We start from the raw sequence: 26908 nt of genomic DNA, 5'->3' as shown, positions 1-26908 counted from the left end.
ATGATCCCAGTCAATCGGACCTTTTTCCTGAGCTGGCCGGTTTTCCCGGATCAGTCGACGCACGCTCTATAGGGCTTACAGACAAGAAGGGTTTTCGGGTTCTGCTACAATTTCTACCAATGAAGGTTGTCCGCGCGATAGCATCGTATAGTAAGCCGCCAAAACGTAATATCTCTCTCCAGGCTCGATTGAAGGCGTATTTAGATGAACTTGCGCCTTATATGCACTCGGACGACGATTTGCTCTCTGATGTAATTAAGCGAAGTCGTAAATAGGCATCTTACCGAAGGGTCGAAAATCGGCAGCGGTGACTAATTCACTGCCCCGGACGCCCCGTTTTCCCCTTCGTGCGCCCCTTGCGCTTCGCCTCCGCCGGATCCTCATAGCTCCCGACGCCGACCTTTCCCCGCACGACCGGTTTGGCGTCGTCGGTGCCGGTTGCGCGTTCCGGCTGGCCTTCGAGCAGGGGGGCGGTGCGTTTCTTGCTGGCGAGGGTTTCGTCCGGGCGGGCGGGGAGGTTACCGGTGACGGGTTTTTCGGTGCGGCCGACGGTCATTTCGTCCAGGCTGTTCTTGCGGAACAGGGATTTGCCGGCCGGGGTCGCGACGTCGCGGCCCATGTCGTCTAGGGCGGGTTTCTGGAAATAGCTGGTGCCGGCTTTACCCTCCCCTTGAGGGGGAGGGTCGGACCGGAGGTCCGGGGTGGGGTGATCCTCTCCGGTGTCGGCGGTTGTGGCGGGGTCACCCCCACCCGCCGCTGCGCGGCGACCTCCCCCCTCAAGGGGGAGGTGGGTGGCCGTCTTCTTTCCGGCATCCTGCGCCTTCGCGGCGCCTTTAGATTTCCCGCTCGCGCCTTCGGCATTTGCCGCCTCTTGCCGCGCCATCGGGTCGTCCATGACGGCGAGTTCGGCGGCCTTGAGGCGTTTGATTTCGTCGCGCAGGCGGGCGGCCTTTTCGAAGTCGAGGTCGGCGGCGGCGTCGCGCATGGCTTTTTCCAGCGCGTTGAGATGGGTCTGCAAGTTGTTGCCGACGAGATTGCCGCCATCGGCAAAACCCTTGCCGGAGACGCCGGAAATGTCGGCGCGCACATGGTCGCGCTCGTAGACCGAGTCGAGGATGTCGGAAATCCTGGCCTTCACCGATTCCGGGGTGATGCCGTGCGCCGTGTTGTAGGCCACCTGCTTTTCGCGGCGGCGGCTCGTCTCGTCCATGGCGCGCTGCATGGAGCCGGTGATGTTGTCGGCATAGAGGATGACCTTGCCGTCGACGTTTCGCGCCGCGCGGCCAATGGTCTGGACCAGCGAGGTTTCGGAGCGCAGAAAACCTTCCTTGTCGGCATCGAGGATGGCGACGAAGCCGCATTCCGGAATGTCGAGGCCTTCGCGCAGCAGGTTGATGCCGACCAGCACGTCGAAGGCGCCGAGACGCAGGTCGCGGATGATCTCGATGCGCTCCAGCGTGTCGATGTCCGAGTGCATGTAGCGCACGCGAACACCCTGCTCGTGCAGGTATTCGGTGAGGTCTTCGGCCATGCGCTTGGTAAGCACGGTGACGAGCGTGCGGTAGCCGGCCTGCGCCGTCTCGCGGATTTCGCCCAGCACGTCGTCCACCTGGCTTTTCGCCGGGCGCACCTCCACGGGCGGATCGATCAGCCCGGTCGGGCGAATGACCTGCTCGGCGAAGACGCCGCCGGCCGCTTCCATCTCCCAGTTGCCGGGCGTCGCCGACACGGCGATCGTATCCGGCCGCATGGCATCCCATTCCTCGAAGCGCAGCGGGCGGTTGTCCATGCAGGAGGGCAGGCGGAAACCGTATTCCGCCAGCGTTGCCTTGCGGCGGAAGTCGCCGCGGTACATGCCGCCGATCTGCGGGATCGTGACGTGGCTTTCGTCGATGAAGATCAGCGCGTTGTCGGGGATGTATTCGAACAGCGTCGGCGGCGGCTCGCCGGGCTTGCGGCCCGTGAGGTAGCGCGAATAGTTCTCGATGCCGGCGCAGGAGCCGGTGGCCTCCAGCATCTCGACATCATAACGCGTGCGCTGCTCGAGGCGCTGCGCTTCCAAGAGGCGGCCGGCCTTTTCCAGCTCGACGAGACGGTGCTTCAGCTCCTCCTTGATCGCCTTGATGGCGCCGTTGAGGGTGGGGCGGGGCGTGACATAGTGGCTGTTGGCGTAGATCTTGACCGACTTCAGGTCGCCGGTCTTCTGGCCGGTCAGCGGGTCGAATTCGGTGATCGCGTCGATCTCGTCGCCGAACATGCTGATGCGCCAGGCGGCATCCTCCAGATGGGCGGGGAAGATTTCGATCGTGTCGCCGCGGACGCGGAACGAGCCGCGCTGAAAATCCATCTCGCGGCGCTTGTATTGCTGGGCGACGAGATCGGCGAGCAGCTGGCGCTGGTCGAGCCGTTCGCCGACCTGCATCTGGAAGGTCATGGCGGTGTAGGTCTCGACCGAGCCGATACCGTAGATGCAGGAGACCGAGGCGACGATGATGCAGTCGTCGCGCTCGATCAGCGAGCGGGTGGCCGAGTGGCGCATGCGGTCGATCTGCTCGTTGATCGAGGATTCCTTCTCGATGAACGTGTCCGAGCGCGGCACATAGGCTTCCGGCTGGTAATAATCGTAGTAGGAGACGAAATATTCGACCGCGTTTTCCGGGAAGAAGTTCTTGAACTCGGAATAGAGCTGCGCGGCCAGCGTCTTGTTCGGCGCGAGGATGACCGCCGGGCGCTGCGTCGCCTCGATCACCTTGGCCATGGTGAAGGTTTTTCCGGAGCCGGTGACGCCGAGCAGCACCTGGTTGCGCTCGCCGGAGCCAAGTCCCTCGACGAGGTCCTTGATGGCGGTCGGCTGGTCGCCGGCGGGCTGGTATTCGGAAATCATGCGGATGGGGATGCCGCCCTCCGACTTTTCCGGCCGGGCCGGGCGGTGCGGCGTCCACAGCTTGCCGTCCTTGAACAGCGGGTTGCCGCTCTCGATGAGCGCCGAGAGCGCCTCCACCGTCGCGGTGACGGCCGCACCCGCATTCTGCGAGACGGCGTCCTCCAGCGAGGTGTCCATGCCGGACACCGGGTTGAGGCCGGCCGCGGCGCGGGTCTTCGGGTCGGACGAGCCGCCGATCGACACGCCGCGGGATGTCTTGCTTGCGCTCACGGCCGCTCCGCCCTTCGGGCTGGCCTCCGCGCGGGGCGCCGGACGACCGGCGGCGGCCGTCTGGCCGCTGCGCTTCGCTCTGGCTTCCGCTTCGACGTTTTCCGTGTGGCGGCGGGCGGCGTTCTCCACCGTCTTGCGGTGTTTGCCGGCCTTCGACGCGACCTCGCGGCGGCTTTCGATGCCTGCGGCCTCCGCTTCCGCCTCGAGCTGCTTCACCCAGTCGGAGACGCTGCCGGACAACGGCTCTCCCTCGACGGGCGATTGCGGGGCTTCCTCGAAACCGGGGTTCGAGGGCGAGGGTTTTTTCGGGGATCTGGCCATGCGGGGAATATGGAGAGAGTCACCGGGAAAGAAAAGAGGGCATGAGTACAAAAGGGAAACGAATTTGCGGCCGGTTCCACCCGTTATCCGAGAGCTACGGTGAGGGGGCGGTCATGAGCGCAGTCATTGACGAAGCAGCATTGATGCCGAAGGACGCGGCACTGGAGACCCTGCACGCGGCGGTGGCGGACTACAATGCATCGCGCGGCCGGGTGACCGGAGACATGTATGTGCGCGTGGCGCTGATCTTCGGCGGTTACCTGGTGTTTTCGGCTTTCGTGGCCTACATCGCCTGGGTGGAAATCGCGACCGATATCGTCGGCATCGTGCTCGGGCTGCTGTTCGTCGGCGGCGGCTTCGTCTGGCGTTTCGCCCTCGCACCGGCCAGGCAGTTCCAGCAGAGCCTGCGCGACCGCATGCTGCCGCTGGTCTTCGGTTTCGTCGACAACGTGCAGTATGTGAACGGGGCGGAGCCGCGCTTCATCCACACCATGCCCGGCAAGGACCTCGTGCCGCGCGACCGCAACGAACATGGCGACATGATCGCCGGCAGGCACAAGGGGCTGGCCTTCACCCTGTCGGAGACCGAACTGATCACCGGCAGCGGCAAGAGCCGGCAGACCACCTTCAAGGGCGTGATCTTCCATTTCGAGCGGGAGCAGGAGTTTCCCGGCCAGCTTCTGGCGGCGCGCCGGCCCAATGCCGTTCACCGCTTCATGCGCGACCTGTTCGGCGGCTCCAGCCTGGCGCTCGTCACCAGCGGCAATCCCGAGGTGGACTCCTCGCACGAGTTTCGCACCAACCGGCTGGACGCCGCGACGCCCATCGTGCAGGGCACGCTGGCCAAGGCGCTCGACTATCTGGCGACGGAATGGCGCGACGACGTGGTGCGCATCGCGCTGGACGGCCGGGACTGCTACCTGCTGGTGCCGGCGAAGAAGAATTTTTTCGAGCTGCCGCCGGTGGACACGCCGATCGACTTCGACCGGCACCTACGGCCGATGATCCGTGATCTCGTCATGCTGCTGGCGACGGCGCAGCTGGTGAACAGGATCGGCTAGCGCATTTCCAGCCGGAGCGGCACCGCGTCGGCGTCGGATAATGCGATAAAACAATACTCTCGATCAGGGCACGACGACGCCCTGGAAGGCGCCGCAGAAGCAGATCGAGCCGAGCATCGCGGGCGGGATCTGGCAGACGAATTGCGGCGTCGCGCACCGGAAGCCGAAGGCCTGCGCGGTCTGCAGGGCGGCCGTGCGCTCTACTAGACGGCTGTCAGCGGCCGATAGAGGCAGGGCGGCCACAACGGCGAGCAACAGAACCGGCAGCTGCCGGCGCCCCGCTTTGGTTCTGTGTCCAAAAAATCGCGTCATCTCTCGGTTCTCCATTGTCCAGCTACTGCGCTGCGGCGTCCGAAGTGGTGGCCTGGGTGGTGACGGCATCCAGCTTGTTGCCGTCCGCGGCCGCCGGGACCTTGCTGAGAATGTCGACCACCGTCACCTTGCCATCGATCTCATCCATGCCTTCGCTCGTCCAAACCCGGAGCGGCAATGTCTTGGTGCAGCGTCGCGCCGTGGGCTCGTTTGTGATGTTTGAGGGCATGCCTGTCAGGGCCGCAAGGGGCTGCACGTCCTCAATCGTCGTTTGGACGATCGTCTTGCAATCGATGAAGTCGTCGAAGAAGGCGCTGACCGATTTGAAGCTCGCGATGACGCCTTCCATGTCCGGCAGGACAAAAATCTCGTCCGCTTTCTGGCTGCCGAGGGTCACAACGGTGCTGCGCCAGAGGCGGACACCGGGGATGATGATCGAGCCCGGTTGCCCCACGCGCAGCAGGTGCCCGCTACCGAAGGCGTCCTCATCAATGTTGGGTCGCCGATAGGTCAGGCCATCCGAAATGAACGCGTCGAAAATCTCGTAGTCCGACGGCATGGGAATGGGAAAGCGGCGCGGTGGATCCTCGAAGACGACGGAACCCGAATCGTTGACCCAACCGGTCGTAACCTCGGCTTCGATCTGGTTTGCCCAGGCCGGCACGGACAGGAGCGCGGTCTGGGAAAAGGTCTCGGGACCGGAGGTGCGGTCATTGCCGATAGCGATCCACCCGAACTCGATCACGTCGGCCGGGCTGGCCATGCCGAAGGTCAACACCTCCGGCTCCGTATCGAAGGCGGAAATGTCTTCGCCATGGTCGAGTATGCCGCCGAGCCGTCCTTCTCCGCCCTTCAGGCCGAGGCGGAGACTGGCCGACTTCGAAAGCACCCGCGCTGTGGAGGATCCATTGGGGATGAGAGAGTAGAGATAGGAATCCGAACGCTCGACCTTCTTCATGAAGGCAAAATAGCCGGCCGGAAAGAAGATCGACGACAATGAACCGGTTTTCGGAAATATGTCCGTCTGGCCGCAATAATCGCCGATGCCGGCGATGGCCGTTTCCGCGTCCTCGCGCCGTTCCAGTTCCTTGGTGGGCGATGTGCTCGAAGGCAGGCACAGTTTGCCGGCATCGGCCAGGTGGTAGATGCTGGGTTTGGATTCCGTCGCCAGGGTCTCGTAGATCTGGGCGGCGAGGCCGTAGACGAGGGGCGGTATCGGGTCCGTCGCGGAGGCGGTCTTGATCTTGGTCGTGAAATAGACCCTTCGCTCCTCATCGTTGACGATGATCGTCGCGAAGTTTGACTGGAGGTCGTTCAGACGGCTGATCAGCGCCTGAAACTCATCGTCGGTGCTCGCCGTAAGCGAGAAAATGGTCGTTGTCAGCGGCAGCACACGCATTCTGAGCGCCGAGCAGTTGGCTTCCTGTATGATGTTGCTGGAATATTGCAGGCTGATCACATCGGACCATGGTGTCGGCAGCGGCACCGCCGCGAGGTCCGTTTCCGGAAACTCGAAGTCGCTCTGTATGGACAGGACTTTCGCGAGCGTTTCGCGGAACATGCCCCGCACGTTCTCAAAATTGACCACGGCCAGATTGAGTTGGAGGATTTGCGCATTCGACGGGCCAAGCAATCGCTTGCAGGAGCGATCAAGCTCGCGGTTCAGCCTGTGTTCCAGGTTTTTGAGCCACTCGTTGTACTGAAGATAAGACCGGTAAAGCGGATGCGCCTCGTTTGTGAGGATGGTGTTGCCTTCCTTCGAAAAGTAGAAGGTGTTTACGAGTGCCTCTTCGACGGACATCGGATTGCCGTCGGCCGCCGTCGGGGGTGAGAAAAGCTTTTCCGCGGTGATCTTGAAGGCGACGCGTGCGTGGTAGCTTGAGCCGCGCCGCTTGAGCACCGTCGTATCGAATTTCATTGCCACCAGAGAATTGCCGGTCAGGTCGTGCCGGTCGTCGAGCATGTTCTCGATGATGTCCTGACGGATCTTGTCTCGCATGGCGGACTTGAGGTCGTAGTCGACATCGTAGGGAAACTCGCCCACCGGATCGGTTCTCACCGACGTGGCGGGGGCCGTCTCCGTTTTCGATGCATCGGACGATTCCGCAGCGACGGGTTCAGTTTTTCCGTCTCCGGCCTCTGCTGCGCCGATACCGATTTTCAACGATGAAGATATGCGCGTCCTGCTGAAGGTGGATTTCTCCACGGTGTCGAGCTTGTTGTTAAGCCAGGCCGCTTGCAGGTAGCGATCGTTGACCAGCCGCTCGCGGGTGTAGATTTCCGGGCTTTCCACATAGATGCGGCCTGGTGAGCGCCAGAAGTAGAGATCCGGCAGGCCGAACAGATAGACGAGATAGGCCAGAAAGAGGGCGATCACGGTGGCGCCGGCAGAAACGCCGGCACGCCACCCCGTCGGAAGCCGGAAGGCATATCGGGGTGTGGGTTGCGCAGGATCCGGTTCGTTCACCACCACCATCCACCTCAGTTTCGCTTGTCTTGTTTGGTCTTGTCTTTTCCGCTGCCGGTGGTCGCCGGCACCGCCCCATTCGTCCTCTGGCTCGCGACGGGCGGCTCACACCGCTGAAAGACCGCTCTTCCACTCGAGCACAGGAAGCGCGCAACGCCGGACGGGCAGCCCGCATAGGGCAAGGTGACCTTTGTTCCATTGGTTCCGGCGCGGCATTCCTGGGCGCTGGCCGGCATTTGGCTCAGCAGCAGAAGCGCGGAGACAGCGACGGCCTGCCGCGCGACAGAGTGTGAAGATGCCATCAGGGACATTCATCCCTCCTCGCACTGAAAATCGGGCCGCGCGACGCCGGACGGTTGTTTTCGTCATTCGCGCGTAAGTGCAGTCTGTGTCATATTGAGAAATGCAAGGTAGTATATAATAAGGGATTGCGAATGCAAGCAAAAGTGGGAATTCGCGGCTTCGACGGGTACCCGGGTTGAGGCCGGCCGGCGATCCCGTTTTGCTGTTTTATCGACGCGCCGCAGCAAGCAACGTTCGCAATTCATCCGCGACGTGCTGCACCGCCCGGTCCTTGTCGCGCCGGCGGTGCCAGGCGAGGTGGAGCGGGAAGCCGGCAACGGGGATGGGCGGCAGGACGATGTGGAAACGCTCGGCCGCATCCGATGGCAGGCAATGGCTCGGCATCATAGCGATGAGATCGCTGCCCTCCAGCAGCGACGGCACCATCAGGAAGCTCGGCACGACGATACCGACGCGGCGGGATTTGCCAAGGGCGGCAAGCTGGTCGTCCAGGGGCGTGCGCGTGTCGCCCCGGCCGGAGACGAGGATGTGCGGATAGGCCAGCCAGCGATCGAGGGTGAAATCGGCGCCGGCCGGGTGGGTCTTCCGCATGGCGATCACATAATGCTCCTGCAGCAGCGTTTCGCAGTGGAAGGCCGTTTCGTCGATGGCCGGGAAGACGGAGAGTGCAATGTCGCTGGCGCCGCGGGCGAGGGATTCGAGGACGGCGGCGGCGCCATGCCAGGGTTGGATGACCAGATCGATGCCGGGGGCGGAGCGGGCGAGGGCGTGGTGCAGCGGGCCGGCGACGAGGATGCCGGGATGGTCGGCGGTGACGATGCGCACGGTCTGGCGGATGTCGGCAAGCGGCTCTTCCGGGGCGTCGACGACGGCGGCAATGCCGACGAGCAGGTTTTTCAGGGGATCACGCAGCGCTTCCGCCTTCGGCGTCAGGCGCATGCCACCCTTGCCGCGTTCCAGCAGGGGATCGGCGAAGAGGTGGCGGCAACGGTCCAGCGCACTGGAGGTGGCGGGCTGCGACAGGTTCAGCTTGGCGGCGGCGCGTGAGACATGGGCCTCGTCGAGCAGCGCGTCGAGGATGACGAGAAGGTTGAGGTCGATCGATCTTAAATTCATGAAATCGATAATAGCATATACAAACCATCCATTGGAATGATTTTACCGGGCACGGCATTCTGATGGCGTCAACACAGGAGATGACGCCATGAGCAAGACCTTGATCCTTCTTTTCCATCCCGATCTCAGCGGTTCGCGCGCCAATGTCGCGCTCGCCGGCACGGCCCTTCGCCTGCCCGGTGTCGAGGTCATCGACCTCCATGCCCTCTATCCGGACGGCAGGATCGATGCGGACCAGGAAGTGGCCCGGCTGCTGTCGGCCGACCGCATCGTGTTGCAGTTCCCGATCCAGTGGTATTCGACGCCGTCGCTGCTGAAGGCCTGGCAGGATGCGGTGCTGACGCGCATGTATTACCTCAACTACGAAACGGAAGGCCGGTTGCTGGAGGGCACGCCGCTGCTCGTCGCCGCAACAGCCGGCAATGTGCCGGAAGCCTATGCACCGGACGGCGCCAATAAGTTCACCATGGCTGAACTGCTGCGCCCGCTGGAAGCGACCGCGCATCGTTGCGGCCTGCCATGGCAGCCGCCCTTTGTGCTCTTCCGGGCCAACAAGCTGGACGACATTGCATTGCATGGCGCGGTGAAGACCTATGCGGGGCTTCTCGAGGACTGGCGCAAGGCGACCGAACCGCAGGAAGATTTCCGACGCTTCCTCGTGGAAGCCTGGGGGTGAGCCATGACGACGACCGATTTTGCAACCACGGCAAAGCCGCGACGCACAGTGCCGTTCTGGTATCTGCAGGCGGCACGCTCGGTGCCGGCCGGCATTCTCGCGCAATATCTGCTCGCGGGGCTTGCGCTTTTCCAGGATGGGGTTTTCTGGGCGTGGCATGGCGGGCTTGGCATGCTGCTCTCCGTGCCGATCTCCGCGATGGCCCTTGCAGCCTGGCTTCTTGCGCAGACAAGGCCGCTGCGCTGGTGGGCGGGCCTGCTCGCGGGGCTCTACGTTACGCAGATCGTGTTGATCGTGAGCGGGCAGAACCTGGAATCCGGCCTGTTGCAGGCGCTGCATCCGTTCAACGGCGGGCTGATGCTCGTCGCGGCGCTGGTCATCGTCGTCAAGGTGGAGCGCAACCGGGCACGAACGGTACGGTGATCAGGGCGTGCCAGCCATGCTGCGGCTGATGCGCAAGGCATGCTGGTCAAGCCAGCGCGGGATGTCGGCGGCCGGCATGGGGCGAGCGAAGTGATAGCCCTGGGCGTGGCGGCAGCCGAGCATCCTGAGCACTTCGGCCTCTTCCTCGTCCTCGACACCTTCCACGACGATATCGATGGAAAGCGCGTGGCCGATGCCGACCAGGGCGGCGATGAGGGCTTGGTTCTCGCGGCTTCTGGCAATGCCCTTGACGAAGCTGCGGTCGATCTTCAACCGGTCGATATGCAGGCTGACGAGATAGGCCAGCGAGGAATGGCCCATGCCGAAATCATCGACGGCGAGGCGGAAGCCTGCGGCTTCCAGCCGGGCAAGTTCGGCGCCGGCGGCCTGTGTGTCGAGCGTCGCCTCTTCGGTGATCTCGATCTCCATCAAGGCCGGGGAAATCTCGTGCGCGGCGGCAATGCCGCTCAACAGGCGGGAAAGCGTGTCGCCGGAAAATTCGCGCGGAGAGACGTTGACCGCCACGCAGGCCTCCGGCAGGCCGAGGCGGGGCAGGGTGCGCAGCAGCTCGGCGGCGCGGTTGGCGACATAGCCTGTCAGTTCCGTGGCGATGTGCAGGGCCTGGGCGGCGCGCACGATATCCGGCGGATTGACTGGGCCGAGATCGAGATGCGCCCAGCGCAGCAGGGCCTCGAAACCCGTGACGCGGCCGGTGGCCAGCTCCACCTGCGGCTGGAAGACCACCAGCAGCTGATTGTTTTCTATCGCTTCGGCGAGCGTCGCCTCGATAAGGCGTTGCCGCTCGATGCGGGCCTTCAGCACGGGATTGAACAGGCCGAGCCGGCGGCGGCCACCCTCCTTGGCGGCATAGAGCGCGATGTCGGCGCTGGCGAAAAGATCGTCCGCCGTTTCCCCGTGTTGCGGGTGGAGCGCAAGCCCGGCACTGGCGCCGACCGTCACGGGGCGCTCGCCGATAAAGATGGGATCGCCGGCCAGCCGCACGATGGCATCGCCGATCGCGCGGCCGCGCCCCTCTGCCTGCTCGCCCTCGACGATGACGGCGAATTCGTCGCCCCCGAGACGCACGACCGTATCTGTCGGGCCGGTGAGGCTGACGAGCCGCCCGGCAATTTCGACCAGGACGGTATCGCCCGCACCATGGCCCATCGTGTCGTTGATCGCCTTGAAACGGTCGAGGTCGATGACAAGCAGGGCGAGCGTTCCCGTCGGGAAATCGCTGGCAAGCAGGCCGCGCAGCCGCTGGTTGAACAGGGCGCGATTGCCGAGGCCGGTCAGCGGATCGCGGTTCGCCAGCGATGCGAGCTGGTGATAGGACTGGCGGATTTCCGCATTGGCATCCGACAGCGACGAGGCCAGCGCCACGGCCTTCAACCGGTCGATCTGGCTGCGGATGAAGCCTGCCTCGCTGAGTTGCCCGGCGCGCACCATCATGATCGCGAGCAGCAGGGCGTCGGCGGCGATGACCAGCGCATCCGTCGTACCGGATATCAGCAGCGAGACGATGGCGGTGAGCAGCGGCGGGCCGGCGAAGAGCAGGGCGGTGCGGGCATAGGCGGTGCTCTGCATCAGCGAGCCCGCACAAATGCCGCCGATGATGAAGATGAGATAGGGATTGAGCCCGCTGGCACCATGGGCGGTGCCGATGAAGGGCACGAGGCTCCACGCAATACCGCCGCCGAGCGCTCCGAGCGACAACACGCCGAGCGCGCGCCGCGGCCGTTCCACCGCACAGTTCAGGCGCCGGACGACGCGCACGCCGACATAGCGCGAGAGATTGACGGCAAACACGGCGGCCAGCCAGAGATAGATGCTGATATCGGGGCCGTCGAGCCAGAGGATCGCGGCGGTCGTTGCGGCGAGGAAGCAGTTGGCGGCAAGCGACAATACGATGCCGTCCAGCACGGACAGCGCCTGTGCTGAAAGGATCTGGCGTCTTGTCGGTTCATCCGCCGGCATCAGCCGGCTCGCATCCGTCATTCTGGTCCGCCCCGTCGACTTGCCGTCTGGACGGCTCGCGGGGATGGTGTGGCGGCGCGCATAAGATTGTCTTAACGGGGGATCGCGAGAATCAGTGGCTTGCCGATCTTGACGGTGCCGGCCTGTCGGTTATGCCCTTCACCCATCTCCTCAGGAATCAGGATTCGCCAATGCCCTTCAGCCTCAACCCCGCGGCCGTCTGGCCGATCGTGCTGCTCTGCCTCTCCAACGTCTTCATGACCTTCGCCTGGTACGGACACCTCAAGTTCAAGTCGGCGCCGCTGTTCATCGCCATTCTGGCGAGCTGGGGCATTGCCTTCTTCGAATATTGCCTGGCGGTGCCGGCAAACCGCTTCGGCCACGAGGTCTATTCCGCCGCCCAGCTGAAGACCATCCAGGAGGTCATAACCCTTCTCGTCTTCGCCGGCTTTTCCGTGTTCTGGCTGAAGGAAAGCCTCACCTGGAACCACGCCGTCGGCTTCATGCTGATCGCAGCCGGTGCCGCCTTCGTGTTCAAGGGATAGGCTAAGTCTCCCAAAATAGTCGCAATCGGGCGCAAGCATTGCGCATGGACTGGATGGGACTCGTTTGATGTCAAATTTCGCCAGCATGGCGGCGATGCGCTTCGGCTACGGCAGGCGACCGGGCGAAGCTGCGCCGCAGGATGTGGACACGTTGATCCGGCAAGTGGAGCGCGGCGCGGCTGAGACCTGTCTTTTCCCCTATGAGGGCATAGCCGAGCGCCGCGCGCGTTTTGTCGATTACAACGCCGTCAACGTTTCCAGCAAGGCCGCGGGCAAGGCCGGCACGCTTCGGATGATCGGCGAGCGCGCCGTCAATCCCTACAACATAGTGCTCAACAATTCGCTGCAAATGGACCGGCATCGGAGGGTTCAGCAGGCGGTTCTGTCGTCAAACGGATTCTTCGAGCGACTTGCCGCCTTCTGGTGCGATCATTTTTCGATCGATGCGCGCAAGGGGCCTACATTGTACCTCATGGCGGCGTTGTTCGAGGCGGAGGCGGTGCGGCCCAATATTGCGGCGCGTTTCTACGACCTCCTGAAGGCCGCCGTGCTGCACCCGGCCATGCTGGTCTACCTCGACCAGATCCGGTCTGTTGGGCCGAATTCGCCGGTCGGTCTCAGGACGGGACGTGGACTCAACGAAAACCTGGCCCGCGAACTGATCGAACTGCACACGATGGGGGCGGGGAGCGGCTACACGCAAACGGATGTTCGCGCTGCCGCCTACGTCCTCACCGGCTTGTGGTATCGTGCGCCGCACTATCACACCGTTTTTCGGACCCGTTTCGCCGAGCCTGAAGGCTACGAGGTGCTTGGGCGTTCCTACGGTGGCGCCGACGCGCAGATGCAGCGGGTGCATGACTTGCTTGGCGACCTGGCTGGGCGGGAGGAAACCCATTGCCACATCTGCCGCAAGCTTGTCGTGCATTTCATCTCCGACGACCCGCCGCAGGCGGTGGTGGACGCCATGGTGGAGGCGTGGGCGCGCAGCGACGGCGCGCTGCTCGACGTGTATCGGGCGATGCTCGAACATCCGCGGAGTTTTGCGGAAGAGGGGCAGAAGGCGCGGCAGCCGTTCGACTTCGTTGTTGCCGCGCTTCGGGCGATGAATGTATCGAAAACGGCGTTGCAGCCGCGTGGTGCTAACGAGAAAACGTGGCAGCTCGCGTCGGATGTGGTGGCGTTGGAAGACGTGTCGATGATGACGGCGGAAGGCCGGCCGGCTTTGGGCGCTAATCCGTATACCGTAGGCGCCATCGCCCGGCTCGGCCAACCAATCTGGTCTCCACCGAGCCCGGCAGGCTGGGCGGAGGAGCTTTCGGCCTGGGTTACCGCCAGCCAGCTCACCGAGCGGATTGCCTGGAGCAGGCGTCTCGTCGCGCGCTTCGGTCGCGATGCGAATCCACGCGGCTTTCTCGAGGCGACGCTTTCAGATGCGGCGCGGGCAGATACGATCGAAACCGTCTCGCGTGCACCCAATCGCGAGGTTGCGATGGCGCTGGTGCTGGCATCACCGGAATTCAATCGACGTTAGGAGCATGGCGATGACGACAGAAATCAACCGCCGGGCCTTCCTTGCAGGGGCATGCTGCGTGGCGGGTTCGCCGCTCCTGACGCCGGTCAGCTTTGCGGCTATGCCCGGCGACAACCGGCTTGTGACGATCGTGTTGCGCGGAGCGCTGGACGGGCTGGCGCTGGTGCAGCCCCATGGCGATCCGGCCCTTCGGCTGTTGCGGCCGAAGCTGGCGCTCGACGCCGATGACGGCCTGGTCGACCTGGACGGTTTCTTCGGCCTGCACCCGGCCGCCGCCGAGCTGATGCCGCTGTGGCGCTCGAACGAGCTTGCTTTCGTGCACGCGACCTCTACCCCCTATCGCGACGGCCGCAGCCATTTTGACGGGCAGGACGTGCTGGAAAGCGGCGGCTCGGCCGTTCATGGAGACCGCACCGGCTGGCTCAACCGCGCCATCGCCGTCATTCCGCGGGCCGCCGATCGCCGCGCGATCGACGTGACCACCACGGCGGAGCTCATTTTGTCGGGACAAAACCCGGTCGATGTCTGGTCGGCACGCGCCGATCTCGCACTGCCGGAAGACGAGCTGGCGTTTTTCGCCCGGCTCTACCAGAACGACCCGGCATTTTCCGCCGCTATGCAGGAAGCGACCGATACGGACCTGTTGTCGGACACGATCCGTGACGCGCAGGGCAAACCCGGAGGGGGAATCGCTGCCGTCGCAAAATTCACTGCTGGCATGCTGTCGGCCGATCATCGCATCGCGAGTTTCTCCATCAACGGCTGGGATACACATTTCAACCAGGCGCGGATCTTCCAGCGGCCGGCCACGGATCTCGCCGCAGCTATCGTCACGCTGAAGGCGAACCTTTCTCCGGCGATCTGGCGCAAGACCGCGATCTTGGCGATCACCGAATTCGGACGCGCGGCGCGCGAGAACGGTTCGATTGGCACGGATCATGGCACGGGCGGCGTCGCCATTCTGGCGGGTGGTGCCATCGCGGGCGGCAAGGTCTACCGCGACTGGCCATCGCTTGCCGAGGGCGACCTGTTCGAGGACCGCGACCTGCGGCCGACGATGGACCTGCGCCAGATCGCGGCGGCCATGCTGCGCCAGCAGTTCGGCATTCCCACAAGCGACCTCGAGTCATCGGTTTTCCCGGGGCTCGTCGTCGACAAGCGGCCGGCGTTCCTTCGCGGATAGATCACTCCAGCATGTCGAAGGCGCGGAAAATCCAGCTCAGCTGGTAGAGGATGCCGAGGCTGACGAAGGCAGTGTGAAAGCGTCGGCTGGCCGTCCATGCCGCCGTCAGGCAGAGCACGATGAAGGCGACGTTTCGGACCGGGTATTCATAGCCGAAGGAGCCGAAATAGGCCTCGCCCTTCAACGCCGTGTCCACCAGATCGACAGTGAAGACGAGGGCGAATGCGCCAAAGAACCATTTTCGGCGGGAATAGAAGTAGTCCTCATAGCCGGCATAGTCATCGAGCGTTGTTGGAAACAGGAAGACGGCGAGCAGGAAGAATAGGCAGCAATAGCTGATCAGGAACAGGTAGACCCCGAAACCGATCGTCGTCAGTGCCTGCAGGCGGAATTCCCACCACCAGAAATGCAGCAGAAACAATAGAAGGAAGGCGCCCCAGGCAAGGTGCACCGGATAGGCCTTCACCTTGCCGGGATGCTGGATGAACAGGGCGACGCCGGTCAGGAGACGCGCGACGGTGAGGCTCACCACCATGCCGATGACGATGCGCACATGGCCGAAAATGGCGGGATCCGGGGTCGAGTGCTCCATGTGGGGGCCTCCTGTCGCCTTATTCGACGGGAACAGGGGTCGGATGGCCGTCCTTGTCGAGCGCCACCATGACGAAGGTCGCGCCCGTCACCTTTTCGAGCGTCGTGGTGAGGTAGCGCTGCGCCCAGGCCTCGACGGACAGCGTGATCGAGGTACGGCCGACGCGGGCAATATCCGTGTAGATGCTGAGCGTGTCGCCGATCTTCACCGGCAGATCGAAGGCCATTTCCTTGACGGCGGCGGTGACCACGCGGCCCTGGGCGCGTTCCGCGGCGCGGATGCCGGATGCAAGGTCCATCTGCGCCATGACCCAGCCGCCGAAAATATCGCCCGCGGCATTGGCATCGCCCGGCATGGCGAGCGTGCGAAGGGTGAGCTGTCCGTTGGGCGTGCTGGTCATGCGGGTCCTCTCCGTTTCCCTTCGGTCTAGCCCAATGCGGCCAGCGGAGAAAGAGGGCGGGTGCCGAGCCGCAGATCCGGCGGCGCCATTTTCGAGCATGCTCAGACTCTAAAATTGATAATTGCAATTTTAGATGATTTTAAAAGGTTTCCGAGACCTTCGCCGACAAGGCGCACTGCGTCCAGTGGTGTCGAGGAGAGCCCGGTGAAGAATTTCAGAATTTCCACGCGACTTTCATTGCTTGTCGGTCTCGCCCTGACCATCTTCGCAGCGGCACTCGTCTATAGTCTGTACCATTATCAGGATGCGATGGTTGTCGAGCGCAAGGCAAAACTTGCCGCGATGGACCAGAGTATGCTGACGTTGTTCAAGCACTACCACGAGCTTGAAACGGCCGGCACGCTGACGCGCGAAGCGGCACAGACACGGGCGAAGGACGCAGTGCGGGCGCTGCGCTACGAGGACAGCGGCTATTTCTGGATCAACGACATGAATGCCGTGATCATCATGCATCCGATCAAGCCGGCGCTCGACGGCACCGACCAGACCGGCATGGCGGATCCCACCGGCAAACGCATCTTCGCCGAATTCGTGAAGGCGGTGAAGGCAAGCCCGACGGGACAGGATTTCGTCGATTACTACTGGCCGAAGCCGGGCTTCGAGGAGCCGGTGCTGAAATATTCGCACGTTGCCGGTTTTGCGCCCTGGGGCTGGATCGTCGGCACCGGCGTCTATGCCGACGATCTCGCCGCGATGTTCCGCAGCAATGCCATCGAGACGGCAATGATCCTCGCCATCGGCGGCCTCGCCATCATTCTTGTCGCCTATGCGATCGTGAAAAGCGTCACTGGTCCGATCCTGCGCCTCAAGGCGTCCATGCAGGCGATCGCCGAGGAGGATGTGTCCAGCGACGTGCCGGAAACCGACCGCAAGGACGAGATCGGCGAAATGGCCAAGGTCGTCTCGATCCTGCGCCAGTCGGTGGCCGAGCGTTCTGAACTGCGTGTCCGCGAGGGCGAGCAGCAGGTTCGCCTCGACGAGGAGCGCGGCGAGAGCGAACGCCGGCAGCGGCAGGTGAGCCAGAGCCAGACGGATGCCATGCATGTCGTCGGCGGCGCGCTGGAACGCCTTGCCAGTGGCGACCTGACCGTCTCCATCGGCTCGATCGCGCCGGAATATGCCAAGTTGCGCGACGACTTCAACCGGGCTGTCGATGCGCTGTCCAGCGTCATCAACGCCATCGCCCACTCGACCGAGATCGTGCACGGCAGCGCCGGTGGTATCGCGGAAGCCGCCAACAATCTCTCGCATCGCACCGAACAGCAGGCGGCTTCGCTGGAGGAAACCGCGGCCGCACTCGACGAGATCACCGCGACCGTTCGCAACGCCTCCGAACGGGCCGCCGAGGCAAGCCGCATGGTGGCCGAGACCAAGCAGTCGACCGGTCGCTCCGGTGCGATCGTGCGCGATGCCGTCGCCGCGATGAGCCGCATCGAGGACGCCTCCAGCCGCATCAGCCAGATCATCGGCGTGATCGACGAGATCGCCTTCCAGACCAATCTTCTTGCGCTGAATGCCGGCGTCGAGGCGGCGCGGGCAGGCGAGGCGGGTCGCGGCTTTGCGGTCGTGGCGCAGGAAGTGCGTGAACTTGCCCAGCGCTCCGCCAATGCGGCGAAGGAGATCAAGGGCCTCATCAGCAACTCGGCCACCGAAGTCGGCACCGGCGTGACGCTGGTGCGCTCGACGGGCGATGCGCTGACCGAGATCGAATTGCTGGTCAACAAGGTGAATGACCAGGTGACGTCGATTGCCACCTCCGCCCGCGAGCAGGCCACCGGCCTTGCCGAGGTCAACACGGCGGTCAACCAGATGGACCAGATGACCCAGCAGAATGCCGCGATGGTGGAAGAAACCAACGCCGCCGGCCAGACGCTGACCCAGGAAAGCGAGCAGTTGAAGACGTTGCTCGGGAACTTCCGGCTGAACCCAGCCGGAGCGGCCGCCCCCAGGCGCCGCGCCGCATAATCAGAAGACGATCTCCGGACTTCCTTGCCCCGGCGCTCGACAAGCGCCGGGGTTTTTCGTTGACCTCTGATTTGGTGGGGTCGGCGGGAACGTTTCCTTTACCCTGTTGCGAGAAAATCTTCTGGAAATGCAGGCACGTCGCCCTGCAGGTCCGGTTTCAGGCTTTCGCCGTCCGAATGCGGACAAAAGCGGCCTGCACCATCACCGGACAAAGGTGTGTGCAACCGGGACTTCGCGATGGTGCGAGGCGGATGCCAGGCGGAAGTGACAATGAGTATTGCGTTCGTTTCTCGTCTCCGCAGGCCGTTGGGGCTGTTTCTGGTCCCGGTGCTGCTCGCCGCCTGTTCCGGTGGCCTGACCCCGCCGGACGACATCGACGGTGCCGGCGTCGGCGCCATCCGGCCGGCGACAGATGTTTCGCGACGGCAGACCGACGACATGGGTGATACGGGTGGCGATCTCACCGCCTATCCCGTTGAGGAACCCGCCGGGCGGGTGGCGACGGCGGACACGGCCATGATGACGCCCGTCACGGAAAACAAACGTCTGCCGATGATCGACAGCGATGAGGCCATGGGCATTTCGCAACCCGTGCAAGCGTCTTCCGGCGTGCTCACGGTGCCGGAGGGCGGCGTGAACATGGATGAGGGGCTCGGCGTCGAGCGGGTCGAAGGGCTCGCGGAAACGCAGGCCAACGAGATCGCCGAAGGCAATGCCACGCAGGTCGTCGTCGATGGCATCGGCACCGATACGCCGCAGCAGATCGGCCAGCCGGATACGATCCCGATGACCGAGGCCGGCACCGAGCTTGGTACGGCGGCTGACGGCGACGACTATCTGCAGGTGCCGGACAAGGCCACGACCCGTCGTCACAAGGTTGTCGAGGAAGACCAGGTCGCCTTCCTGCCGCGGCTCAACAACCCGATGCAGATCCCGGAAACCATGGGCGGCATGCCGGCCTCGGAAAAAGCCTGCCGGCAGCGGCTCCAGAAGCTGGGCGTGAAATTCCGCGATGTGCCGCGCATCTCCAAGGGGCGTTCCTGCGGCATCGCATGGCCGGTCGAGCTGTCCGGCCTTTCCGGCGGCATCCAGATCAAGCCGGCTGCACAGGTCAACTGCCAGATCACCGAGGCCTTCGCCCGCTGGGTGAAGCAGGAACTCGTGCCTTCGACGCGCACGCGCTACCTCTCAGGCGTCTCGGCCATCCACCAGATGTCATCCTATTCCTGCCGCACCATGAACTCGCAGCGCGGCGCTTCCATGTCGGAACATGCCAAGGGCAATGCCATCGATGTCGGCAAGATCGTGCTGAAGAGCGGCAAGGCGATCGCCATCGAGAAGAAGGGGTTCTTCGCCTTCCGCGAAAAGGGCCTGCTGAAATCGGTGCGCAGCGACAGCTGCAAGTATTTTTCCACCGTGCTTGGCCCCGGCAGCGACCGCTACCACAAGGACCATTTCCACTTCGATCTACGTGCCCGCAACTCCGGCTACCGCCATTGCAGCCTGTAACCGTATTGGATTGCCCTTGTCGGCGTGGTGTCTGCGCGGGAATTATCTGCGGCATCGTGTCGGAACTTCGCCTGGTCAACCGTCTTCCAGAGAGGCAAGCCAGGGAGAAAGACGATGACGGCTACGATTACCGGATTTGCACAATCGCCCGACCGCGGCAGGGGACTGGCGCGTGACATGCGCGTTCGCTGGGCGCTCGAAGAGGTCGGCCAGCCTTACGCGGTCCGTCTTCTGTCCTTCAAGGCGATGAGGCAGCCGGTGCATCTCGCACTCCATCCTTTCGCGCAGATTCCGACCTATGAAGAGGGCGATCTCGCGCTGTTCGAATCCGGGGCGATCGTGCTCCATATCGCGGAAAACCATGCCGGTCTGCTGCCAAACGATGCAAATACCAGGGCGCGCGCCATCATGTGGATGTTTGCCGCAATCGGCACGGTGGAACCGCCGATCGTCGATCGTTCGGCCGCGTATCTGATGGAGCGCGACAAGCCCTGGTATGCCGAGCGGCTGCCGATGCTCGATGGCCGCGTTCGCGTGCAACTGGATCGGCTTTCCCACCACCTTGGCGATGCAGAATGGCTCGACGGTGCCTTCAGCGCCGGGGACCTGATGATGGTGCATGTGCTGCGCCGGCTGGAATCGTCGGGCCTGCTGGAGGACTACGCGAAGCTCGCCGCTTATATCGCCCGCGGCGAGGCGCGGCCTGCCTACAAGCGGGCCTTTGCCGACCAGCTGGCGGTTTTCACCGCCGCAACGGCTGGCGGATAATGTGATCCAGAACGGCAGACAAAAAAAGACCGGCGGGGAGCCGGTCGAAAGGGGTGGCAGCGCACATAGGGGTGGTTGCTGCCTGGAACGTCACATTCCGTCACCCGCGCCGGCGCGGACCGGCGAAGATGCATGCGGGCTTCCGCGGGGGAAGCGGGCGGATGGGGCCGCCGGTGGCTCCCTCAGGGTTCGGGAGCAAGGCCGCTGCGGAGCGCAGGGGGAGCGATGGGTGGTGCGGGGTGCAAACCGTTCCCGTCGGCCTCGCGCAGAGACTGGTTGAAATGGGTCACGGTTTGATGACATCTGGCGTCTCGCCGCCGCGAAATTTTCGCGAGTCGCCGCCGCCCCTGATGGCCCTGTCCGGAAGCCCCCATGCCGCCCATCACCGACCTGTTTCTGTTTGCGCGCGCGCTCGTTGCCGCCGGCGTGGTGTCGGGCCTGCTCGCCGGCATCTTCGGCATTGGCGGCGGGGCGATCCTCGTGCCGGTGTTCTATCAGGTGTTCGGTTCTCTCGATGTGCCGGAGGCGGTGCGCATGCACCTGTCCATCGGCACCTCGATCGCCATCATCGTGCCGACGTCGATCCGCTCCTTCACGGCGCACCGCCAGCGCAGCGCGGTGGATACGGACCTGCTGGAAAGCTGGATCGTCGCCCTGCCGCTCGGTGCGATCCTCGCCTCGGTGATCGCGGCCTTCATTTCCAGCGTCGGGCTGCGCCTCGTCTTCGTCGGCATCGCGCTGCTGGTCGCGCTGCGCATGCTTTTCAACCGCGATACCTGGCGGATCGGCACCGAACTGCCGAAAGGCATCGGCAACCAGCTCGCCGGCGTCGTCATCGGCACGCTTTCCGGCCTGATGGGCATTGGCGGCGGTGTGCTCAACAACACCTACATGACCTCGTTCGGCCGCCCGATCCATCAGGCGGTGGCAACCTCCTCCGGTGTCGGCGTCCTCATCTCCATTCCCGGCATCTTCGGCTATATCTGGGCCGGCTGGGGCGAAGCCGGTCTGCCGCTCGGCTCCACCGGCTTCATCAACTGGATCGCCGTCGCGCTCATCGTGCCGATCGCGCTTGTCGTCACCCCCTGGGGCGTGCGGCTCGCCCATTCGATGAGCAAACGACAGCTCGAACTGGGCTTCGGCGTTTTCCTGATCCTCGTTTCGCTGCGCTTTCTCTACAGCATCTACGGATGAGCGAATTTTTTCTCTCACCCGGGTGAAAATTGACAAGGGACACGCCATATAGGGTGTCCTTCCGCATGAAATTTCCTCATTTCGGACCATCCCATGGCGCCCATCGTCTCCATTCGCAATCTCACCAAGAGCTACGCAACCGGGTTCAAGGCGCTGAAGGGCGTTGATCTCGATATCGAGGAGGGCGAAATCCTCGCGCTGCTCGGGCCGAACGGCGCCGGCAAGACGACGATGATCTCGATCATCTGCGGCATCGTCACGCCGACCAGCGGCACGGTAACGGTCGGCGGGCATGACATCCTGCATGACTTCCGCCAGACGCGTTCCATCATCGGCCTCGTGCCGCAGGAACTGACGCTCGACGCCTTCGAAACGGTGTGGAACACGGTCTCCTTTTCGCGTGGCCTGCATGGTTGCAAGCCCAACCCGGCGCTGATCGAGCGTATCCTCAGGGAGCTCTCGCTCTACGACAAGAAGGACACGATGCTGCGCCACCTGTCGGGCGGCATGCGCCGGCGCGTGCTGATCGCCAAGGCGCTGTCCTACGAACCGAAGGTGCTGTTCCTCGACGAGCCGACGGCGGGCGTCGACGTCAACCTGCGCAAGGACATGTGGCAGCTTGTCGAGCGGCTGCGCGCCAACGGCGTCACCATCATCCTGACGACCCACTATATCGAGGAAGCCGAGGAGATCGCCGACCGCATCGGCGTCATCAACCACGGTCAAATCCTGCTGGTGGAAGAGAAGAAGGCGCTGATGGCCAAGCTCGGCCGCAAGCAGATGACCGTCGAGCTTGCCGAACCGCTGGCGGCGATCCCCGACACGCTGTCGCCCTTCGGGCTGACGCTCTCGGAGGAGGGCGCGCGCCTCGTCTATGAATTCAATGCATCCGGCGAGCGCACCGGCATTTCGTCGCTGCTCGCCGCGCTGTCGCAGGCGGGCCTCCGGGTCAAGGACATCTCCACCGAGCAGAGTTCGCTGGAAGACATTTTCGTGGAATTGGTGGGAGAGGGCAAATGAACGTCGAGGCGATCAAGTCCATTTACGCGTTCGAGATGGCGCGCACGCGCCGCACGCTGCTGCAGAGCGTCGTCTCGCCGGTCATCACCACCTCGCTCTACTTCATCGTCTTCGGCGCGGCGATCGGCTCGCGCATGCAGGAGGTGGAGGGCGTGTCCTACGGCGCCTTCATCGCGCCCGGCCTCATCATGCTGACCCTGCTCAACCAGTGTATCAGCAACGGCTCCTTCGGCATCTACTTCCCGAAATTCATGGGAACGATCTACGAAATCCTGTCATCGCCCATCTCGATGACGGAGATCATCATCGGCTATGTCGGGGCGGCGGCGACGAAGGGACTGATCGTGGGCACGATCATCCTCATCACCGCCTCGTTCTTCGTCGACATATCGATCAAACATCCGTTCATGATGGTGCTGTTCTTCGTGCTGACGGCGGTAACCTTCAGCCTGTTCGGCTTCATGATCGGCATCTGGGCGAAGGATTTCGAGCAGTTGAACCTCTTCCCCATGCTCATCGTGCCGCCGCTGGTCTTCCTCGGCGGCAGCTTCTACTCGATCGACATGCTGCCACCCTTCTGGCAGACCGTCAGCCACTTCAACCCGGTGCTCTACCTGGTCTCGGGTTTCCGATGGAGTTTCTACGAGATCGCCGACGTGAACCCCATCGTCAGCCTGGTGACGGTGCTGGGCTTCCTGGTGGTATGCCTGTCGATCACGGCGTGGATATTCAAGACAGGATACAAGCTGAAGAACTGAAGACCGAGAGGAAACGGCCGGTCCAAACCGGCCGCTTCCGCAAACTCAGTTCACCAGCGCGACGGCGATTTCCGCCGCCAGACGCGCGTTGTTTTCTACGAGCGCGATGTTTGTCTTCAGGCTGCGGCCGTCCGTCAGGTGGAACAGGCTGTCGAGCAGGTAGGGCGTGACGGCCTTGCCGGCGATCTCGTCGCGCTCGGCATTGTCGAGTGCGCGCGCGATGTAGATCTCCATCTCCTCGCGCTCGATCTCGTCGGCCTCCGGCACCGGGTTGGCAATCAGCATGCCGCCGTCGATGCCGAGCTGGTCGCGCACCGTCTGGAAATTGGCGATCGCTGCCGGGCTGTTCAGCGTCAGCGGGCTCTTGATGCCCGAATCGCGCGACCAGAAGGCCGGAAAGATCGGGCTGTCATAGGTCACCACCGGCACGCCGCGCGTTTCCAGCACTTCCAGCGTCTTCGGAATGTCGAGGATCGCCTTGGCGCCGGCGCAGACGACGATGACGCCGGTGCGCGACAGTTCGTCGAGATCGGCGGAAATGTCGAAGGTCTCTTCCGCCTTGCGGTGCACGCCGCCGATGCCGCCCGTCGCAAAGACCTTGATGCCGGCACGCGCCGCGCCGATCATCGTTGCGGCGACCGTCGTGGCGCCGGTGCGACGCTCGGCGATCGCGAAGGCGAGGTCGGCGCGCGAAAGCTTCATCGCGCCCTGGGTCTGCGCGAGCGTCTCCAGTTCTGCATCCTCGAGGCCGATATGCAGCACGCCGTCGATGACGGCGATGGTCGCCGGCACGGCGCCTTCCTCACGGATAATACGCTCGACGCTGCGCGCCATGTTGAGATTACCCGGATAGGGCATGCCATGCGTGATGATCGTCGATTCGAGCGCGACGAGCGGCGCACCACGGTCCCTGGCGGCGGCGACTTCGGTCGAAAACTGCACCGGCAGGAGGGGGGATACGGGTCGGGTCATGCTGTGTCCTTGCGGTTCTTTGGGCGGGAATTCAGGCAAAAGAGTCTCATGCCATTCCTTCGGCGTCGGGTACAAGAGAAAGTGCATCCGCAAGGGCTGCCTGCGACAATTCTTCAGCGGCGGCGAGGGGCGAGCGCACGGTGATTGCCGCTGCTGCCACCCCGCGGCGCAACGCTTCGCCGATGGGCGAACCGGCAAGCCAGGAGCTGAGAAAACCAGAGGCGAGCGAATCGCCGGCACCCGTGACGTCGCCGAGTGCCGGTATTTCCGGCGGCACGACGAGGGCTGCCCGTGTGTCGTCAAACGCGATGACGCCTTTGCCGCCGCGCGTCACCACGCCGGCGGAAAGGCCCACCGCGCGCAACGCCTTCGGCCAGTCGGCGGGGTTTTCGGGTGTTGCACCCGTCAGCGTGCGTGCTTCCGCCTCGTTCATGAACAGGAAGGCGAGGGCGGCAAGGCTCTCGCGGAACCGCACCACCTTGGCCGGCGAAATCGCGATGCCGGCGATCGGTACGCCGGCTGCCGCCGCGGTGCCCGTCATGGCTGCCAGCGTTTCGGCCGGCAGGTTCGCATCGGTGAGGATGAGCCCGGTATCCGCCATCGCCTCGCGCACCGCCCGTTGCTGCAGGCGGCGTGGTGAAAACAGCCGGTAGAGTTCCATGTCCGCCAGCGCGATGACGAGATTGCCGTCCCGCTCGATGATCGCCGTATAGCTCGGCGTCGCCCGGTCGAGAAAGATGAAGGGCGTATCCTCGACGCCTGCAGCTTCCGCCGCCGCCGCGACGATATCGCCGTCCGCATCGCCGCCGCGTGGCGAAATCAGCCGCACCCGGTGGCCCAGCCGCGACAGGTTGCGCGCCGCGTTGAACGCGCCGCCGCCCGCCTCGACGAACCAGGCGCCCGGATTGCTCGCCCCCCGGCGCCGTTTCACCGGCGATGCGTCCGCGTCTGTCCACATGGGCCCCGCCCATCACCAGTATCGTCTTGCCTGTCATCATCTTCCTTTTCGCCCGCCGATTCGGCACTCAGGGCCGCTTGTCCCGGTGGGGTCGTTCATCGCCCTGCTTGGCGCGTATCCACCGAAAACAAAAAAAGAACACACCGGAGATTTGCAAATATATTCAAATTGTTGAACGTAGCTTGCAAAACGAGAACAAAATGTGTACATAGCATTCATCGGCGGCTTCATTGCCTGTCTTGCTTCAATAACCTAAAGGTGGACCAAATGGCACAGAACACTTTGCGGCTCGTAGAGGAAAAATCAGTGGATAAAAGCAAGGCACTCGAAGCGGCACTCTCCCAGATCGAGCGCTCCTTCGGCAAGGGCTCCATCATGAAGCTCGGTGGCAAGGACAGCATTATCGAGACCGAAACCGTCTCGACGGGATCGCTCGGGCTCGACGTTGCGCTCGGCATCGGCGGCCTGCCGAAGGGCCGTATCATTGAAATCTACGGCCCGGAAAGCTCGGGTAAGACGACGCTCGCGCTGCAGACCATTGCGGAATCCCAGAAGAAGGGCGGCATCTGCGCCTTCGTCGATGCCGAACATGCTCTCGACCCGGTCTATGCCCGCAAGCTGGGCGTCGATCTCGAAAACCTGCTGATCTCGCAGCCCGACACCGGCGAGCAGGCGCTGGAAATCACCGACACGCTGGTGCGCTCCGGCGCAATCGACGTGCTGGTAATCGACTCGGTTGCAGCGCTGACGCCGCGCGCCGAAATCGAAGGCGAGATGGGCGAAAGCCTCCCCGGTCTCCAGGCACGTCTGATGAGCCAGGCGCTGCGCAAGCTGACGGCCTCGATCTCCAAGTCCAACACGATGGTGATCTTCATCAACCAGATCCGCATGAAGATCGGCGTCGTCTACGGTTCGCCGGAAGTGACGACGGGCGGCAATGCGCTGAAGTTCTACGCCTCCGTCCGCCTCGACATCCGCCGCATCGGCGCCGTCAAGGAGCGTGAAGAGGTCATCGGCAACCAGACCCGCGTCAAGGTCGTCAAGAACAAGATGGCGCCGCCCTTCAAGCAGGTCGAATTCGACATCATGTATGGCGAAGGCGTTTCCAAGACCGGCGAACTCGTCGACCTCGGCGTCAAGGCCGGCATCGTCGAAAAGTCGGGCTCCTGGTTCTCCTACAACAGCCAGCGCCTTGGTCAGGGTCGTGAAAACGCCAAGACGTTCCTGCGCGACAATCCGGATCTCGCCCGCGAGATCGAGACGTCGCTGCGCCAGAATGCCGGCCTGATCGCCGAACGCTTCCTGGAGAATAGCGGTCCGGATTCGAGCGATACCGACGGCGAAGGCTGATCGCTGCGCAGCGCCGTAACGCGTTGCACCAAGCGGGCATGGGTTTTGCGAAAGCGACATGCGCAAAACAAAATGCGAAATTCCTGAAAAACCGGCCTCTTCTTCGTGAAAGGCCGGTTTTTTGATGTCTGGACAGGTGCCGAGGCGGGCGATAAAAGCCTTGAGTTCTCGCGCGCGCCCCCAAGGTTTTCGACCTTTCCGCAAGATAGGCGGCGGCCGCGTGCAGTTCGACGGAATTCGCGGATGGATGGTCTTCCAGTGGCCTCCGGGCGGGCACTCCGGCCGGCGGG

At 63.6% G+C, this 26908-nt stretch carries 22 protein-coding genes and 1 pseudogene; 13 read left to right on the top strand and 10 right to left on the bottom strand.

What is annotated here, in order from left to right; genetic code table 11:
- Window positions 1-316: 316 nt before the first annotated feature.
- Window positions 317-3475 carry an excinuclease ABC subunit UvrB gene (uvrB, locus tag BSY16_RS07040; RefSeq protein WP_069059000.1) on the bottom strand — a complete coding sequence of 1053 codons (3159 nt, stop codon included), beginning with the start codon at window positions 3473-3475 and terminating at the stop codon, window positions 317-319.
- A 113-nt stretch (window positions 3476-3588) separates the two neighbouring features.
- On the opposite strand from uvrB, the gene BSY16_RS07035 reads away from it, so the two are divergent.
- A complete protein-coding gene (locus BSY16_RS07035) occupies window positions 3589-4536 on the top strand; it encodes a DUF3137 domain-containing protein (protein ID WP_069058999.1) in 948 nt (315 codons plus the stop codon).
- Between the two features lie 63 nt (window positions 4537-4599).
- Here BSY16_RS07035 and BSY16_RS07030 read toward each other — a convergent pair whose 3' ends face one another.
- The 4 genes from BSY16_RS07030 to BSY16_RS07015 all read right to left on the bottom strand — a co-directional run bounded on the left by BSY16_RS07030 (window position 4600) and on the right by BSY16_RS07015 (window position 8734).
- Window positions 4600-4848 (bottom strand): hypothetical protein, encoded by a 249-nt coding sequence (locus tag BSY16_RS07030; RefSeq protein ID WP_069058998.1) that lies wholly within the window; start codon window positions 4846-4848, stop codon window positions 4600-4602.
- Window positions 4849-4870: 22 nt separating this feature from the next.
- On the bottom strand, window positions 4871-7315 hold the full coding sequence (locus BSY16_RS07025) for a hypothetical protein (RefSeq protein ID WP_150129895.1): 2445 nt from the start codon (window positions 7313-7315) through the stop codon (window positions 4871-4873).
- 14 nt (window positions 7316-7329) lie between these two features.
- Window positions 7330-7626 carry a hypothetical protein gene (locus BSY16_RS07020; protein WP_069058996.1) on the bottom strand — a complete coding sequence of 99 codons (297 nt, stop codon included), beginning with the start codon at window positions 7624-7626 and terminating at the stop codon, window positions 7330-7332.
- 199 nt (window positions 7627-7825) lie between these two features.
- The gene (locus tag BSY16_RS07015) at window positions 7826-8734 is read right to left on the bottom strand and encodes a LysR family transcriptional regulator (RefSeq protein WP_069058995.1); all 909 of its coding nucleotides are present in this window, start codon (window positions 8732-8734) and stop codon (window positions 7826-7828) included.
- Window positions 8735-8822: 88 nt separating this feature from the next.
- On the opposite strand from BSY16_RS07015, the gene BSY16_RS07010 reads away from it, so the two are divergent.
- Together BSY16_RS07010 and BSY16_RS07005 are read left to right on the top strand one after the other, a co-directional pair.
- A complete protein-coding gene (locus BSY16_RS07010) occupies window positions 8823-9410 on the top strand; it encodes an NAD(P)H-dependent oxidoreductase (protein WP_069058994.1) in 588 nt (195 codons plus the stop codon).
- 3 nt (window positions 9411-9413) lie between these two features.
- The gene (locus BSY16_RS07005) at window positions 9414-9833 is read left to right on the top strand and encodes a DUF6220 domain-containing protein (RefSeq protein WP_083242848.1); all 420 of its coding nucleotides are present in this window, start codon (window positions 9414-9416) and stop codon (window positions 9831-9833) included.
- Here BSY16_RS07005 and BSY16_RS07000 read toward each other — a convergent pair whose 3' ends face one another.
- Window positions 9834-11831: a putative bifunctional diguanylate cyclase/phosphodiesterase gene (locus tag BSY16_RS07000; RefSeq protein ID WP_083242847.1), complete on the bottom strand. Its 1998-nt coding sequence runs from the start codon at window positions 11829-11831 to the stop codon at window positions 9834-9836.
- Between the two features lie 170 nt (window positions 11832-12001).
- Here BSY16_RS07000 and BSY16_RS06995 point away from each other — a divergent pair, with 170 nt between their 5' ends.
- From BSY16_RS06995 to BSY16_RS06985, 3 genes are all read left to right on the top strand, one after another.
- Window positions 12002-12355, top strand: a complete 354-nt coding sequence (locus BSY16_RS06995; RefSeq protein WP_069058993.1) for a DMT family protein — start codon at window positions 12002-12004, stop codon at window positions 12353-12355.
- Between the two features lie 94 nt (window positions 12356-12449).
- Window positions 12450-13889 (top strand): DUF1800 domain-containing protein, encoded by a 1440-nt coding sequence (locus tag BSY16_RS06990; RefSeq protein ID WP_286157189.1) that lies wholly within the window; start codon window positions 12450-12452, stop codon window positions 13887-13889.
- 10 nt (window positions 13890-13899) lie between these two features.
- Window positions 13900-15072 (top strand): DUF1501 domain-containing protein, encoded by a 1173-nt coding sequence (locus tag BSY16_RS06985; protein WP_069058992.1) that lies wholly within the window; start codon window positions 13900-13902, stop codon window positions 15070-15072.
- 1 nt (window position 15073) lies between these two features.
- On the opposite strand, the gene BSY16_RS06980 is transcribed toward BSY16_RS06985, so the two are convergent.
- The gene (locus tag BSY16_RS06980) at window positions 15074-15664 is read right to left on the bottom strand and encodes a hypothetical protein (protein WP_069058991.1); all 591 of its coding nucleotides are present in this window, start codon (window positions 15662-15664) and stop codon (window positions 15074-15076) included.
- A gap of 19 nt (window positions 15665-15683) precedes the next feature.
- A complete protein-coding gene (locus BSY16_RS06975) occupies window positions 15684-16064 on the bottom strand; it encodes an acyl-CoA thioesterase (protein WP_069058990.1) in 381 nt (126 codons plus the stop codon).
- Window positions 16065-16268: 204 nt separating this feature from the next.
- Between BSY16_RS06975 and BSY16_RS06970 the strand changes: the two genes are divergently transcribed.
- The 6 genes from BSY16_RS06970 (at window position 16269) to BSY16_RS06945 (ending at window position 23338) form a co-directional block, all read left to right on the top strand.
- Window positions 16269-18089 carry a methyl-accepting chemotaxis protein gene (locus BSY16_RS06970; RefSeq protein WP_069058989.1) on the top strand — a complete coding sequence of 607 codons (1821 nt, stop codon included), beginning with the start codon at window positions 16269-16271 and terminating at the stop codon, window positions 18087-18089.
- A 276-nt stretch (window positions 18090-18365) separates the two neighbouring features.
- Entirely contained in the window at window positions 18366-19598 is a 1233-nt protein-coding gene (locus BSY16_RS06965; RefSeq protein WP_069061425.1) for an extensin-like domain-containing protein, read from the top strand.
- Between the two features lie 114 nt (window positions 19599-19712).
- Entirely contained in the window at window positions 19713-20366 is a 654-nt protein-coding gene (locus BSY16_RS06960; protein WP_069058988.1) for a glutathione S-transferase family protein, read from the top strand.
- A gap of 372 nt (window positions 20367-20738) precedes the next feature.
- Window positions 20739-21560 (top strand): sulfite exporter TauE/SafE family protein, encoded by an 822-nt coding sequence (locus BSY16_RS06955; protein WP_069058987.1) that lies wholly within the window; start codon window positions 20739-20741, stop codon window positions 21558-21560.
- 93 nt (window positions 21561-21653) lie between these two features.
- The gene (locus tag BSY16_RS06950; RefSeq protein WP_069058986.1) at window positions 21654-22580 is read left to right on the top strand and encodes an ABC transporter ATP-binding protein; all 927 of its coding nucleotides are present in this window, start codon (window positions 21654-21656) and stop codon (window positions 22578-22580) included.
- Complete coding sequence (locus BSY16_RS06945) at window positions 22577-23338, top strand: ABC transporter permease (RefSeq protein WP_069058985.1); 762 nt, start codon at window positions 22577-22579, stop codon at window positions 23336-23338. Before BSY16_RS06950 ends, BSY16_RS06945 begins: the two co-directional genes overlap by 4 nt.
- A 45-nt stretch (window positions 23339-23383) precedes the next feature.
- Here the strand turns inward: BSY16_RS06945 and BSY16_RS06940 are convergent, their stop codons facing one another.
- Window positions 23384-24310 carry a pseudouridine-5'-phosphate glycosidase gene (locus tag BSY16_RS06940; protein ID WP_069058984.1) on the bottom strand — a complete coding sequence of 309 codons (927 nt, stop codon included), beginning with the start codon at window positions 24308-24310 and terminating at the stop codon, window positions 23384-23386.
- Between the two features lie 46 nt (window positions 24311-24356).
- A pseudogene (locus BSY16_RS06935) lies at window positions 24357-25305 on the bottom strand (carbohydrate kinase family protein).
- Window positions 25306-25535: 230 nt separating this feature from the next.
- Between BSY16_RS06935 and recA the strand changes: the two are divergent.
- Window positions 25536-26618, top strand: coding sequence for a recombinase RecA (gene recA / locus BSY16_RS06930; protein ID WP_069058983.1), 1083 nt, complete (start codon window positions 25536-25538; stop codon window positions 26616-26618).
- The last annotated feature ends 290 nt before the right edge of the window (window positions 26619-26908 follow it).

This window comes from Sinorhizobium sp. RAC02 (assembly GCF_001713395.1).
Classification (GTDB): Bacteria; Pseudomonadota; Alphaproteobacteria; order Rhizobiales; family Rhizobiaceae; genus Shinella.
The sequence above is the reverse complement of the archived record's forward strand: the minus strand, read 5'-3'. Positions and strand labels throughout refer to the sequence as shown.